This is a genomic window from Prevotella sp. RM4 (assembly GCF_000701965.1).
GTDB lineage: Bacteria > Bacteroidota > Bacteroidia > Bacteroidales > Bacteroidaceae > Prevotella > Prevotella ruminicola.
On record NZ_JNKG01000008.1, the window covers coordinates 330,932 to 346,037 of the forward strand.

Here is a 15,106-nt window from a genome sequence, read left to right on the forward strand (position 1 = left end):
TGTCTATGAGCAGACAATTTTAGAACTTTACATTGTTTTTGGAGCCTGGGCTTGTGAAAGTCCAGGCTTTTTTCTTGGTAGATTCAATAAAAATGTGTAATTTTGCAGGGTTTTTTGAAAGATCAGATTTATGAAGCCTGAATACATCAATAGATATCTCCAGACGGCTGCCAAAAAGAATTGGATTTTGTCAGTTTTTCTTGGCGCTTTGATCTTTTTGTTTTGGGGAGGATATCTGCCGCATGCACTTTCTTACGCAGAGCAATACCAACTGTTTTTGTGGACGCCTGACTATCTGTTAGGATGTTTGGGGCATCCAGGAGGGGCTGCTGAATGGCTCGAAACATGTCTGGTGCAGTTTTATTACCTGCTGTGGTTGGGGGCAATGATTCTGGCTTTGCTTTTTATCGGCTATCAGCGGATGGTGGCAAGCTGGTTAAAAGCAGAGTCTTTTCTGCTGAGTTTGATTCCTGCTATTTTGCTCTTTTGGGCGATGGGCGATCTGGATGTGCTTCTTTCGTTTCCTATCGCTATTATGGCTTCTCTGGCGATGGCTAAGATTGGTGTTGCTAATCGTTGGTTGGATATCTGCAAGGAAATGGTTCTGACACCATTGGTATATTGGCTGATTGGTCCGATGGCTTGGCTGTATGTAGCATTACGCATTGTGGTGGATTACAAGCGCTTTATCTGGCTGCCATTATGGTTGTTGGCCATACAACTGGTGTTGTGGCATACGTTGCTGGAGCAGTTACCCTTACACTCGGTGATGTGTTCTATGGGCTATTATCGTAGTCCATCGGTGGTTCCCCTGCTATGGATAGTGCCACTATCCGTGCTGTTATGTGTGTTGGCTGACCGACTATATATAAATAAGGTATTAAAGTGGCCTGTTCAGGCGATTGCCGTTGTGGTGTTAGGTTGGCTGGCTGTGACACGTGGTTATGCCGATGAGCGCTACGAGTTGGTATGGCAAGACTATCAAATCAGAAACGAACATTGGGACGACATCATCAAACGGGCCGAACAGAAAACGGTGGAAACGGCATTCTGGTCTAACAGCGTGAATCTGGCATTGGCAGAACGTCGCCAGTTGGCTGATAGAATGTTCGACTTTTACCAGAGCGGTATCGATGCCTTGTTAATGAATATGGTACGCGATCCATTCTCGAATATACCAGCTGCCGAGGCTTTCTATCGTTTGGGTATGGTTAATTCTGCACAACGGTATATGTTTGATATGCAGGAGTCGATTAATAATGGCAGAAAGAGCGGACGTTTTACCCAGCGTATCGCTGAGTGCTATATTATCAACGGGAAATACGATTTGGCCAGGAAACATCTGGCGCTCCTGAAGAACAGTCTGTTTTATAAGAACTGGGCAGAAGAGGCAGAGCAATATCTGGGCGATGAGGCTGGGATTAATGCCCATCCTGTTTGGGGAAAGTTGCGACAGTATCGACAGAAGCAGGATTTCCTGTTCTACTACCCGGAGATGGCTTCGATGCTGGGTAGCTTGTTTAATGGAAACAGATCGAACACCATGGCGTTGGATTATTTCGTGGCGCAGGTCCTGTTGAACGGCGATGCGCCCACCTTCCAGCAGGCATTGCCATGGGTAGAGCAGTGTGGAGGCTATATGCAGATGCCTCGTGGTTATCAAGATGCCTTGAACTGTATCCAGCGCCAGGGTAATGTGCCAGGTTCGCCGTATGCCGCCTTTATCAGTAGAATGTTAGCGAAAGCACAGCAACAACAAAACAATCAAGTGTATGAAACAGCTCATTAATCATATTTCTATTGTCTTGACAGCGATCTTCTGTCTGGTCATGCTGGAGGGCTGTCGCCATCAGGTGGAGCATGCAACTCGTGTGCATCAGGTGCCTGCTGTCTATCCCGATTATGTAGGGGTGACTATCCCAGCGGGTATTGCTCCCTTGGATTTTAATTTCGTGGGTGGAGATGTTGACCTGTTGGATGTAACGGTGCGTGGCTCCAAGGGAGGCGAACTGCATGTACAAGGTGAATGGGCTGATTTTGATATTGAAGCTTGGCAACAGCTGACCCAACAGAATGCAGGTGGTGAGTTGCTATTTACTGTTTGTGTGGAGCATGATGACCAGTGGACACAGTATGATGATTTCAAGGTGTATGTGAGCAAACTGCCCTTAGAGGATTATGGCCTGACTTATCGTAGAATTCCACCTGGTTATGAGGTGGGTGGCGCTAACATCGGTATCTATCAGCGTGATTTGCACAGTTTCGACGAGACTGCCATTCTGAAGGTGAGTGCAGTTTACGGCCACTGCATAAACTGTCATACAGCTAACCAGACCGATCCTTCTGCGCTTACCATGCAGTTCCGTGGCGAAGGTGGTGGCACCCTGGTGCAGAAGAATGGCAACCAGCAATGGCTGAACACCCGTACCGATTCTACCAAGGCTGCTGGCAGCTATGCCTACTGGCATCCGTCGGGGCGTTATTGTGCTTACGCCGTGAATTCGGTGCATCAGAATTTCCATGTGGGTACCGAGAAACGTATCGAGGCTTATCACCGCTTTAGCGATCTGATTCTCTTAGATACTCAGACCAATCAACTGATACTCTCGCCATTGTTACAGACGGAGGATCAGGAGATATTCCCCGCATTCTCGCCCGATGGTAAGTATCTGTATTACAGCACTTCGAAACCATGCAATCTGCCTGCAGAGTACGAGAAGGTGAAGTGTAGTATCTGCCGAATTGCCTTTGATGAGAAGACGGGCACTTTCGGTAACGAGGTTGATACACTGGTAAATACAGCGGCTACCGGTAAGAGTTATACGTTGGTTCGTCCTTCTTACGATGGACGCTGGCTGATGTTCTGTGTGACTGATCATAGCAATTTCCCGGTGTTCCAGAATGATGCCGACTTATGGCTGATGGACTTGAAAACTGGTGAGATGCGTGAGTTGAAGGAGGTAAACAGTCGTAAGACGGAGAGCTTTCATAACTGGAGCTCAAACAGTGGATGGTTTGTGTTCTCGTCGAAACGCGAGAATGGCGAGTATGCCCAACTTTACCTGGCATCTATAGATGATAAAGGCCGTGTTACCAAGCCGTTCTTGTTGCCACAGCGTAATCCCAAGAAATACTACGGTGAATTGTTCGACTCGTATAATGTGCCCGATTTCACCAAGTCACCAGTAAGTCTGGATGTACATGAGGTTCACAGACAGGTGTTTGATGGCAAGCGACAACAGGTAACAATAAGATAACCAAACGAAATGATGAAAAAGAATTGGAAACTATATCTGACAGCCCTATTTGGTATAGCTGTGTTCTGTTTCTGGGGGTATGTGCGGCCTGAAGTGGTATTGGCGCGTGAGTCGTTTCAGCTGTTCCTCTATCAGGATGATTATCTGATGGAGCGGTTGGCTTTTCCTGGTGGCATGGCGCGCTATGTTGGAGAGTTCCTGGTACAGTTCTTTCGATTCGTGACGCTGGGAGCCTTGCTGTCTGCTATCTTGCTGGTTGCTATTCAACAGCTTTTCGGTGTGCTGCTGAAACGAGTTCTGCCTGCTGTCAGTGAAAAGATTCTTTTCCCCGTATCTTTCTTGCCTTCGGTCGTGCTGTGTTACCTGTTATGCGACCTGGACTTCTCAATGACTCTGCCTGTAGGTCTTCTGTTTACATTGGTGCTGATATTGCTATTGCCCCATCGGAAGATGCCTGCTTTCATCGTTTCATGTCTGCTCGTGCCAATAGGCTATTGGCTGGCAGGTCCTATCATCGTGTTATTGCCTTTATATCATCTCAGAATGCTTTCTATCCCTCGCGAAAGAATAGCTGTTGTAGCACAGACTTCGGGTATGGGCCTGCTGTTGCTGGCCTGTATCATCTTCAGTTCGTATTTCGTGCCGTATTCTTTGGAGAATATATTCAAGGGCTTGGATTACCAGATGATTCAGCGTGGCAAGTATGGCACCGATGAGGAGATGGTGTATGATCGTCTTTTGCGTATGAAAGACTGGAACGAGATTGTCAGGAGGTCGAACGAGCAGGAACCGCAGTCGTTAGCTTGTAAAAACGTGGTACGTTTGGCCAAGTATTACCTGAAGCAGATTTCCGGTGATGAGTTGAAGGAGAATCTGTTGCATACTTACGAGGTGCTGACCAGTGGTATGGCGGCCATGATGATGAGCGATGTATATCTTCACATGGGTTTCCCGAACATATCGCAACGTGCTGCCTTCGAGGTGCTGGAGAGTACTTCGAATTATAATATGAGTGGTCGTGAACTGTCGCGACTGGTGGAAACAGCTCTGATTACGGGGCAATATGAGGTAGCGTTGAAATACATCTCTTTGTTGGAATCTACCTTGTTCTATCGTAACTGGGCAAAACAGATGAGAGAGTTGGCTGCGCATCCTGAAACAATTAAAAGGGTGCCATTCTATGGCCCGTTACAGGATATCTATGGTCAGACAGTTGATGTGAATTTCTTTTAGATGAAGGTGATATGAAGAAGATAAACAAATGGGCTTTGATAACACTGCTGTCATTTCTCGTGTCGGCATGTAGTCTGCACCCTGATCATGTGCAGATGGTGAACCAGCAGCCTGATATATATCCGGATTATATCGGTGTAACGATACCTGTGGATATCGCACCGCTGAATTTCTCAATGACTGATGATGACTTTACAGATGTCTATGTAGATGTGAAAGGCGAGAAGGGTGGTTCTATACATGCGGAGGGGACCTATGCTGATTTTGACGTAGATGAGTGGCATCAGTTATTGAAGGCTAACAAGGGAAGTCGTTTGTTGGTGTCGGTGATGGCATGCAGAGAGGGGAACTGGTATCAGTATCGCGACTTTTCTATCGAGGTTAGTCCGAATCCGCTTGACGAATGGGGCATTACCTATCGCCGTATTGCGCCCAGTTATGCGCTCTATGGTCATATGGGGCTGTATCAGCGTTGTCTCTCTGACTTTACAGAAACGTCGATGCTGGAGAATTCGCAAGTGCATGGACAATGCATGAACTGTCATACCCAGAATCGTACGAATCCTGAGCAGTATGTGTTCCATGTGAGAGGTGAGCATGGTGCTACAGTGGTACATCAACACGGAAAGGATGTACTCCTCAAAGCGCGTAACGACAGTCTGGGAGGTACAATGGTCTATCCCTACTGGCATCCGAGTGGTCGCTATTGTGCCTTTTCAACTAATAAAACAGCACAGATGTTTCATACTGGCAACAACAAACGTATTGAGGTGTTTGATACCTCATCGGGTGTGTTTGTTTACGATATGGAGAAGCATGAGGTTATCAAGGATACCCTGATTATGACGACTGGTTGGGCAGAGAATACACCTGCTTTCTCGCCTGATGGTAAGTGGTTGTATTTTACAACTGCCAGATGTGGCAACTATCCCAAAGGCTATGATCAGGTAAAGTATAGTCTTTGTAGAGTGGCATTTGATGAGAAATCGGGCAAGATTGGTACCGAGGTGGATACGTTGGTAAATGCTGGTGTAACGGGTAAAAGCGTGACTTGGCCTCGCCCTTCGTATGATGGAAAGTACTTGATGTACACGCAGTTGGATTATGGTTACTTCTCGGTTTGGCATCCGGAAGCAGATTTATATATGCTTGATCTTGAGACGGGAGTAAACAGACCATTGAACGAGGTGAATAGCATACGTTCGGAGAGTTTGCATAACTGGACGCGTAATAGTCGTTGGTTCCTGTTTACCAGTCGTCGTGAGGATGGTTTGTACACACGTCTTTATTTCTCGTCTGTTGATGAACACGGGAAGGCCACCAAGCCGTTCCTGCTTCCACAACAAAATCCTAAGGAGTATTATCAGCGCTTAATGTATTCGTATAACACCCCCGATTTTACATCTGTACCAGTTAAAACGAATGCTCGCGAAATGGGTAGGAAAATAGAGCGCTTCTGATGATATCTATCTTGCTTTAAGTTATCTGTTACGTTTCACAAAGTAAATGATACATATAGGAAATCTAATATCGTTATTTTGTGCTACCTTTGCAGCAGTAAACTAATAAGCGAGAAAGAATGATTAATAAATCAGCAGCCATAGCAGCACTCATGTTGCTAGCTACAGGTGCGAAGGCACAGAACCCCTTCGTACAGACTTGGTGTACCAGCGACCCTGCACCGATGGTACATAACGGAACAATGTATGTTTATACTGGTCATGACGAAGATGGCGCCGACTTCTTTTGGATGCAGGAGTGGCGTGTATATTCAACTCAGGATATGGTGAACTGGCAGGACCATGGTTCGCCATTGGCCTTGGAGACTTTCTCGTGGGCCGATGACCGTGCTTGGGCCGGACAGACTATCGAACGTGACGGAAAATTCTACTGGTATATCTGTGCTCATTCAAAGATTTCGAATGGTATGGCCATTGGTGTGGCTGTGAGCGATAGTCCTACAGGTCCGTTTAAGGATGCACTTGGAAAACCTTTGTTTGAGAATGGCAGCTGGGATCATATCGATCCAACCGTGATGATTGATGACGATGGGCAGGCTTGGCTGATGTGGGGTAATCCACAGTGCTACTACCTGAAGCTGAACCGTGATATGATTTCGTACGAAGGTGAACTGGGAAAGCTGCCTATGACCGAAGAGGCTTTTGGCGGTCCGATGATGAAGGAGCGCGAGAAGGGCAAGACCTATAAAGATTCGTATGTTGAAGGTCCTTGGTTAACCAAGCGCAATGGTACATATCAGTTGTTGTATGCTGCTGGCGGCGTGCCTGAGCATATCTCCTATAGTACGGCTCCATCGCCTCTGGGTCCTTGGAAATATGCTGGCGAGATTATGCCGCTGTGCGATACCAACTCGTTTACCAACCACTGTGGTGTGGCCGATTATAAAGGTCATAGCTATTTCTTCTACCATACAGGTAAACTGCCAAATGGTGGCGGTTTCGGTCGTAGTGTAGCTGTTGAGGAGTTTAAGTACAATGCGGATGGCAGTTTTCCCAAGATTCTGCCTACTGATGCCGGTGTGAAGCCTGTTGGCACGTTTAACCCTTATCGTAAGGTTGAGGCCGAGACGATGGCTTTCTCGAAAGGCGTGAAGACCGAGCAAAATGATGAGGTAGGGGTTTATGTCAGTGACATCCACAATGGCGACTATATCAAACTTCAGAATGTGGCCTTTGCCCACAAGTATCCACGTACGTTCACAGCCCGTGTGGCCAGTGGTTTGCGTGGTGGCAGAATTGAGATTCATCTCGACAGTATCGGTGGCAGATGTTTGGGCACCCTGAACGTGCCTGGTACAGGTGGCTGGGAGAAGTGGCAGACCATTACCGTTGATCTGGATTACTCTACCATCACCGATATCGATGCACCAACCCGAACCATTTCGGGTTTGAACCTGCCTGCTACAGCCGACGTTTATCTGGTGTTCAAAGGTCGTAAGGGACCAAAATTGTTTAACTTCGACTGGTGGGAGATGCGTGGACTGGAGCAGGTGAACATGCCTTTGTTCCAAACCAAATATACTGCCGACCCATCGCCACTGGTAGTAGGTGATACCCTGTTCCTCTATACCTCGCATGATGCATCGCCAGAGGATATCCCCGATGTAAACGAGAAGAGCTCTGCTGGTTTCTTTATGTACGACTGGCTGTTGTGGAGCACTACCGATATGGTGAACTGGACCGAGCATGGTGCAGTGGCTTCGTTGAAAGACTTCGCTTGGCGCAGTCGCGAGAACGGTGGCTGGGCTATCCAGACCGTAGAGCGTAATGGTAAGTATTACCTGTATGCCCCTCTGCATGGTCATGGTATCGGTGTACTGGTGGCCGATTCGCCTTACGGACCATTTAAAGACCCACTCGGCAAGCCATTGGTTTGGGATCAGAGTAACTGGTATGATATCGACCCATCAGTTTATACCGACGACGATGGTCAGGCTTATATGTACTGGGGAAACCCACATACCTTCTGGGCTAAGTTGGGTGAGGATATGACATCTGTGACGAGCAGTGTCACCAAGTTGCCACATATTCCTAACTATCAGGAGGGACCTTGGTTCTATAAGCGGAACGGAAAATACTATCTGGGCTTTGCTTCTACTTGTTGTCCTGAGGCTTTGGGCTATGCCATGAGTGACAGTCCCACCGGACCTTGGGAGTGGAAGGGGTATATTATGAAACCCACCCAGCGCGACCGTGGTAACCATCCCGGTATCTGCGATTTCAAGGGACATTCGTATGTGTTCGGTCAGAACTACGACCTGATGCACTTGGAGACTTTTGTGCACCATGAGCGTCGCAGTGTGTCGGCTCAGGAGATTACCTATAATGGCGATGGCACCATCCAGGAGATTCCTTATTGGTTGGACCAGCAGCCCATGAAGCAGTTGCACTGGCTGAACCCCTACCAGCGTGTAGAGGCTGAGACCATGGCTTGGGGCTTCGGACTGAAGAGTGCCAAGATGGGTATCGAGAATACCGGTGTGGTAGCAGATATGCCTACCTCAACGGGAAAGAAGAATATGTATATCTTTGATATTAATGATGGCGAGTATATCAAACTGCGTGGTGTTGACTTCGGTAAGGGTGCCAAGCAGTTTAATATCACCGCAGCCGCTACTGGTGGTTGCACCATCTGTCTGCGATTAGATAGTGCCGACGGTCCTGTGGTAGGTACCGTCACCATCGGTAAGACCGGTGGCGTTGAGAAATATCGCTCATTCGGTGGCAAAGTGAAGAATGCTGCTGGTGTGCATGATCTTTATATATGTTTCGACAAAGCATCAGGTGATGTTCGTCTGGATTGGTGGCAGTTAAAAAAATAAATAACGATAATGAAGAAACTAATATCAACTATTCTGTTCTGTGTAGTGGCAGTGTCGGCCACTGCGCAGAACCTTTCTGTCACTTATGTGGCTAAGAATGCCGTGAGAGTGAGATACGCCAATCCGGCTACGAAGAGTGATTTGCCCGACTGGTTGTATGTGAGTCACGATGAACTGAAACAAGCTGATATTACTGCCGAGGTGGATGGTCGCACCTTGACGGTGAAAGATAAAACAGGTAAAGCTGTATTTAAAGCTACTGACCATCAGTTGGCGGGTAGCGAGGCTACGCTGACTTTCGACTCGCCTAAGGATGAATATCTCTTCGGTCTGGGACAGTTCCAGGATGGCTACAGCAATGTGCGTGGACTGTCGCGCCGACTCACGCAGGTAAACACCCAGATCAGCATCCCCATGCTGATTTCGAGTAAGGGCTATGGCGTGCTGTGGAATAACTACGGCCTGACCGACTTTAACCCATGCAGCCACAGTGTGAAACTAACGAAGCGTGCAGGAGCCGGTGAGCGTGAGGTGGTGGATGTCACCTCTACCGAAGGTGGCAAGCGTGAGGTTCGCGAGCGCCACATCTTCGAGGCCACGATTGATATTGATGAAACCGGCGATTATGCGCTGCTGCTCGATGTAGGGCAGAAGATGGCGCGCCGCCATAACCTGACCATAGATGGCGAGCAGGTGATAGAGATGCAGAACGTATGGCTGCCACCTACGGCCTCTAAGATAGTACATCTGACCAAAGGTCGTCACCAGCTGTCGGCTGAACTGACCAAGATTGATCAGCCTGTCGTATATTATAATAAGGTGAAAGACGAGACCGTGTTTAGTTCGCCAGTAGCCGATGGTGTGGACTATACGGTGTTTGTGGGTTCGCCTGATGAGATTATTGCGACCTATCGCGAGCTGACCGGTGAGTGCCCTCAGATGCCAGAGTGGGCTTTGGGGTATATCCACTGTCGCGAGCGTTTCCACTCGTCGGATGAGATTCTGCAGACCGCCAACCGCTTCCGTAGCGAGAACCTGCCCGTGAGTATGCTGGTTCAGGACTGGCAGTATTGGGGCAAATACGGTTGGAACTCGATGCGTTTCGATGAGGCGTTCTATCCCGATCCCAAGGCGCTGACCGACAGTCTGCACCAGATGGGCATGAAACTGATGCTGAGTGTGTGGTCGAAGATCGACAAGAACTCTGAAGTGGGTCAGCAGATGCTAGCCGCCAACTATTATATCCCTGAAACTGATTGGATTGACTTTTTTAATCCTGAGGCTGCCGCTGCCTATTGGAAGAACTTCAAAGAGCGCCTGTTGCCTTTGGGTATCGATGCCTGGTGGCAGGATGCTACCGAACCTGAGAACGACGACCTGTTGGGCCGTAAGGTGAACAACGGTCGATGGAATGGTGAACAGGTGCGTAATGTCTATCCGCTACTGGTGAACAAGACGGTGTATGAAGGTCTTGTGGCTGCTGGTAAGGAACCGATGATACTCACCCGTTGCGGTTTTGCTGGTATCCAGCGCTATGGCTCGGCCATGTGGAGTGGTGATGTGGGTAACGATTGGGAGACTTTCCGCCGCCAGATTACAGCAGGTCTTGGCATGCAGGCTGCTGGTATCCCCTGGTGGACCTACGATGCCGGCGGCTTCTTCCGTCCGCAGAATCAATATACCGACAGTGCCTATATCGAGCGTATGCTGCGCTGGATAGAGACCGCTGTTTATCTGCCACTGATGCGTGTGCATGGTTATATGAGTAATACCGAACCCTGGAACTATGGTCAGGAGGCGCAGACAATCATTGCTAACTGTCTGAAAGAGCGCTATCAGCTTCTGCCTTATATCAAGCGTTGCGCCAAGGCTGTCTCTGAACAGGGTAGTACACTGATGCGCCCATTGGTGTTCGACTTCGCACATGATGCCGAGGCTCTGAAGCAAAAGTATGAATACATGTTTGGTCCGGCACTGCTCATCAGTCCGGTTACCGAGCCAGGTGTGACCACATGGCGCACCTATCTGCCCAAGCATCCTGGCGGTTGGACCGACTATCATACAGGAAAATACTACGATGGCGGACAGTATGTTGAAACGCCAGTAACTAAGGCCTATATCCCTGTGTTTGTCAGAGTTGGATATTCTATAGAATAATTACATAAACTTTAAACTTATGAGCAAAAAACTATTATTAACTCTACTCATGGCCTGCGCTATGCAGGCAAAGGCCGGCACCATCACCAATGCTGATGGTACGGTAACATTCCAGTATAAGAACGACCAGGCCAAAGAGGTGCTGGTTGATGTGCAGTTTGCAGGGCGTAAAGCCATGCAGAAAGATGCCAAGACAGGCTTATGGACCGTAACGCTGGGTCCGGCTGCCCCCGACATGTATCCCTATTGCTTCGTGGTTGACGGTGTGAGCATTATGGACCCCGACAACCCACAGTACTTCCCCAACGAGGGCTTTAAGAACAGTCTGTTGGAGATCAAATCGAAAGACGGATTGCCCCACGACATCAAGAATGTGCCCCATGGCACCATGGAGTATATCCATTATTACTCTAAGAGTCTGGGCGGCACCAATACCGCCATCGTGTATCTGCCACCCAACTACATGATGAGTCGTGATAAGAAATACCCTGTATTCTATCTGATTAGTGGTACTACTGATACCGAAGAGGTTTATTATAAGGTGGGTCGTGTGAACTATATCCTCGACAATCTGCTGGCACAGAAGGCTGCCAAGGAGATGATTATCGTGCTGCCTTATGGTAATCCCACCAAACTGTTGGCAGCGCCTGCTGCTAACGGTGCTCCACAAACCCGTTTTGGTGGCGACGTGTTCAGTAAGGACCTGATCAACGACCTGATGCCTTATATCGAGAAAAACTACCGTACCATCAACAATAAGGATCATCGTGCCATCGGTGGTTTCTCGCGTGGTGGAAACCAGGCTTTGTTCAATGGCTTGAGCAACCTGGATAAGTTCTCGTATCTGTGCAGCTACAGTTCGTTTACATCAACCGATATTGCTGGTGTTTACGATAATGCTGAGGATACAAATAAGAAGATTCGCCTGTTCTGGTTGGGCGTTGGTACCGACGACTTCCTGTATGGCAATGCCCGCGACTATATGGAGTTCCTCGACACCAAGGGTATCCGCAGTGTGAAGGAGTTTACCAACGATAAGTTCGGTCATACCTGGATGAACGCCAAGTATTTCCTGACCAAGACCTTGCCACTGCTCTTCAATAAGAAAGCTGCCGAAGCAGCCATGGCTAACGGTGAGCCAGCTCCTGCTAAGACCGGTAAGGAACAGCAGTTTACCGCTGGTGTGATGGCACGACTCTTCCCACGTCCTATCATTTCGCCAGAGTACACAGAGGATGGTATCATCTTCCGTTTCAAGGCTCCTGAAGCTAAGAAGGTAGAGTTGGAGTGCGAGATGCTGCCCGAGAATGTGGCTATGGAGCGCGACAGCGACGGCGTGTGGAGCGTGAGGCTGAACGAGTATCTGTTTGAGACCTTTAAGTATTGCTTTGTGGTTGACAGCATGCAGGTTACTGACCCCAGCAACATGTATATCTCGCCCGATGCCGGCTTTAAGTACAGTGTGGCCGACAATCCTAAGTCGCCATTCAACTTCGCCTCGCAAGGTGAGATAGACCACGGTCGTGTCAGCTACGACTTGGAGCGTAATACCGCTTTCTATATCTCTGGCAATATGCGTATGGGCGTGATGCCTGCCTTTATTCAGTTGATTCCTGTTGAGGGTGAATCGGTAGAAAGCTGGTTTAAGGTAGGTGGTGCCGATGCCATTACCGACCGTTTGATTGCCGATGGCAATGCCAAGCCCTGTATGATCACCGTGAGCGCTCAGGATCTAAGTCAGCAGCAGGGTGGTATGCAGATGCCTGGCTTTAAGATGAATAAGCTGGACGCCAACGATTATCCTACATGGAGCTTGCGTCGCAGAGCCTTAGTAAAACTGTTGCTCGAAATTAAGAAGCAGCCCGATCCTGAGTTCCCCGCTATGGGCGGCTTTGGCGGTGGCGGCTTTAATGGAGGCGGTGGCTTTGGCGGCGGCTTCGGTATGTAAATCAAGAGAAAAGAACTATGAGACTTATATCAACTATTGTACTGTGTTGTGCTGCCCTCTGCGCTCAGGCGCAGCAGGGTGGCCAACTTCCTTTGCGTTATCAAGTAGAAAACACAGGTGCTGCTTTTGCTAAGCCTGCCATGCCCGAGGCCAGTCAGTTGCCGGTCATCAAGGACCTGCCCGACCCACTGAAAGGCATGAATGGTTTCAGCGACTGGGCGCGTCGCCGCAGTGAGATAGCTGCCCTGATACAGCATTACGGCATTGGCGAGAAGCCGGCTGTGAAGAAAGAGAATATCAAGGCCCGCATGAGTGGCGACACCCTCATTGTGGATGTGACCGTGAATGGACAGACACTCACTCTGACCTCTGAAATCAGATATCCCAAAACGGGCAAGGCGCCTTATCCCCTGATGATTGGCTCGAGCATGATTGCGCTGCCACGCCAGTTGTTCGAGGACCGTCCCATTGCCACCATGAACTTCCACGAGAAGCAGGTGAACGACTACGGACAGTGGGGCAAGCACCATGAGCGTGGTGAGCACAACTTCGACCGTCTCTATCCCGACTTGAAGGACAACGGAGCCTACAGCGAATGGGCTTGGGGCTTCAGTCGTTTGATAGATGGACTGGAACTGTTAGGTCCTGAGATTACCAAGATTGACACCAAGCATATCGGCGTTACGGGCTGCTCGTATGCTGGTAAGATGGCACTCTATTGCGGTGCCTTTGATGAGCGTGTGGCACTCACCATCGCTCAGGAGCCTGGTGGTGGCGGTGCTGCTGCCTGGCGCTACTCGCATCTGCAGGACAGCGTAGAGAATCTGGATAAGACCGACTATCACTGGTTCTTGGAGAGTCAGCTCACTAACTTCCATGGCGACAGTGTGTATCAGCTGCCTTACGACCAGCACGAGCTGTGTGCATTGGTGTGCCCACGCGCCCTGTTGCTGTTGGGCAATCCCGATTACAAGTGGTTGGCCGATGATGCCATGTTGGTATCAGCCAAGGCAGCCAAGAAGGTATGGGAGCGTTTCGGTATTGCCGATCGTATGGGTTGGAGCATCGTAGGTGGTCACGGCCACTGTCAGTTGCCTGAGTGCCAATGGCCCGAGGTGCTGGCCTTTATAGATAAATTTTTGTTAGGCAAAGATACTAAAACGAGTGATATTCGCGTTTATTCTAAAACATTAATCAAATGAAGAAGACTATATTATCAGTATGTATGTGTTGCCTCTCGGCTGTGGCCATAGCTCAGCCAGCAGGCGGATTCGGAGGTTTTCAGGCACCTCAGGTGAAGCTGGAAACCTCGCAGGAATGGAAGGATGTGAACTATGCTGGCGACGACCAGGCTTATCACACCTGTGATATCTATCTCCCTAAGAAGGAGCAGGCATCCTATCCTGTGGTGATTCATATCTATGGCAGTGCCTGGTTCAGTAACAGCAGTAAGGGTATGGCTGATTTGGGTACCATCGTGAAGAGTCTGTTGGATGCCGGTTTTGCAGTGGTTTGTCCCAACCACCGTTCGAGCATGGATGCCAAGTGGCCTGCTCAGATTCACGATATTCGTGCCGTCATCCGTTTTGTACGTGGTGAGGCTAAGAAGTATAAGTTTGATACCAAGTTTATCGCTACCAGCGGCTTCTCATCAGGTGGTCATCTGGCTTCTACAGCTGCGACCACCAGCGGTACCAAGCAGACAAAGGTGGGTACAGTTGATATCGACCTGGAGGGTAACGTAGGTAACTATCTGAACGAGAGCAGTGCTGTTAATGCTGCTTGCGACTGGTCGGGACCTATCGACCTGACTGCTATGGACTGTGGTGAGTCGATGAAGATGGGCGAGAATAGTCCTGAGGACGTGCTGTTGAATTCTAAGTTGGCCAAGGAACCAGATAAGTATCTCAGTCTGAGTGCCAATACCTATGTGGATAAGAACGATCCTCCTATCATCATCTTCCACGGTGAGAAGGATAACGTTGTGCCCTGCTGCCAGGGAAAGGCTTTCTTCGAGACGTTGAAGGCTGCTGGTGTAAAGACCGAAGCCACCTTCGTTCCCGAAGGTAGTCATGGTGGTCCAGCCATGTATGTAGAAGAAAACCTTCAGAAAATGGTGAATTTCCTGAAGGCTCTCCTGTAATATGACTATTCTTATAACAAGAAGTA

General features: G+C 48.9%; 9 protein-coding genes and 1 pseudogene. All 10 read left to right on the forward strand.

Going from position 1 to position 15,106, the window contains the following annotated elements; translation table 11 throughout:
• Positions 1-130 precede the first annotated feature (130 nt).
• A complete protein-coding gene (locus T499_RS0107255; protein WP_232221074.1) occupies positions 131-1,789 on the forward strand; it encodes a DUF6057 family protein in 1,659 nt (552 codons plus the stop codon).
• Positions 1,773-3,257 carry a TolB family protein gene (locus T499_RS0107260; protein WP_033150403.1) on the forward strand — a complete coding sequence of 495 codons (1,485 nt, stop codon included), beginning with the start codon at positions 1,773-1,775 and terminating at the stop codon, positions 3,255-3,257. The genes T499_RS0107255 and T499_RS0107260 overlap by 17 nt, the downstream gene beginning before the upstream one ends.
• Positions 3,258-3,266: 9 nt before the next feature.
• Positions 3,267-4,490, forward strand: coding sequence for a DUF6057 family protein (locus T499_RS0107265; protein WP_157054551.1), 1,224 nt, complete (start codon positions 3,267-3,269; stop codon positions 4,488-4,490).
• Between the two features lie 11 nt (positions 4,491-4,501).
• Positions 4,502-5,950: a TolB family protein gene (locus T499_RS0107270; protein ID WP_033150405.1), complete on the forward strand. Its 1,449-nt coding sequence runs from the start codon at positions 4,502-4,504 to the stop codon at positions 5,948-5,950.
• A gap of 224 nt (positions 5,951-6,174) precedes the next feature.
• Positions 6,175-7,425: pseudogene (locus T499_RS0107275) on the forward strand (glycoside hydrolase family 43 protein); the annotation flags it as partial.
• An 81-nt stretch (positions 7,426-7,506) separates the two neighbouring features.
• The gene (locus T499_RS14460; RefSeq protein WP_084163012.1) at positions 7,507-8,832 is read left to right on the forward strand and encodes a family 43 glycosylhydrolase; all 1,326 of its coding nucleotides are present in this window, start codon (positions 7,507-7,509) and stop codon (positions 8,830-8,832) included.
• A gap of 9 nt (positions 8,833-8,841) precedes the next feature.
• Complete coding sequence (locus tag T499_RS0107285; RefSeq protein WP_033150406.1) at positions 8,842-10,989, forward strand: glycoside hydrolase family 31 protein; 2,148 nt, start codon at positions 8,842-8,844, stop codon at positions 10,987-10,989.
• Positions 10,990-11,008: 19 nt separating this feature from the next.
• Complete coding sequence (locus T499_RS14155) at positions 11,009-12,937, forward strand: alpha/beta hydrolase-fold protein (RefSeq protein WP_084162963.1); 1,929 nt, start codon at positions 11,009-11,011, stop codon at positions 12,935-12,937.
• A gap of 17 nt (positions 12,938-12,954) precedes the next feature.
• Positions 12,955-14,139: a glucuronyl esterase domain-containing protein gene (locus T499_RS0107295; RefSeq protein ID WP_033150407.1), complete on the forward strand. Its 1,185-nt coding sequence runs from the start codon at positions 12,955-12,957 to the stop codon at positions 14,137-14,139.
• Positions 14,136-15,080 (forward strand): alpha/beta hydrolase, encoded by a 945-nt coding sequence (locus T499_RS0107300; protein ID WP_033150408.1) that lies wholly within the window; start codon positions 14,136-14,138, stop codon positions 15,078-15,080. The genes T499_RS0107295 and T499_RS0107300 overlap by 4 nt, the downstream gene beginning before the upstream one ends.
• The last annotated feature ends 26 nt before the right edge of the window (positions 15,081-15,106 follow it).

Bases quoted from the DNA above. Each gene is read 5' to 3' on its own strand.
- T499_RS0107255 (WP_232221074.1), top strand. From the start codon at position 131: ATGAAGCCTGAATACATCAATAGATATCTCCAGACGGCTGCCAAAAAG.
- T499_RS0107260 (WP_033150403.1), top strand. From the start codon at position 1,773: ATGAAACAGCTCATTAATCATATTTCTATTGTCTTGACAGCGATCTTC.
- T499_RS0107265 (WP_157054551.1), top strand. From the start codon at position 3,267: ATGATGAAAAAGAATTGGAAACTATATCTGACAGCCCTATTTGGTATA.
- T499_RS0107270 (WP_033150405.1), top strand. From the start codon at position 4,502: ATGAAGAAGATAAACAAATGGGCTTTGATAACACTGCTGTCATTTCTC.
- T499_RS14460 (WP_084163012.1), top strand. From the start codon at position 7,507: ATGCCTTTGTTCCAAACCAAATATACTGCCGACCCATCGCCACTGGTA.
- T499_RS0107285 (WP_033150406.1), top strand. From the start codon at position 8,842: ATGAAGAAACTAATATCAACTATTCTGTTCTGTGTAGTGGCAGTGTCG.
- T499_RS14155 (WP_084162963.1), top strand. From the start codon at position 11,009: ATGAGCAAAAAACTATTATTAACTCTACTCATGGCCTGCGCTATGCAG.
- T499_RS0107295 (WP_033150407.1), top strand. From the start codon at position 12,955: ATGAGACTTATATCAACTATTGTACTGTGTTGTGCTGCCCTCTGCGCT.
- T499_RS0107300 (WP_033150408.1), top strand. From the start codon at position 14,136: ATGAAGAAGACTATATTATCAGTATGTATGTGTTGCCTCTCGGCTGTG.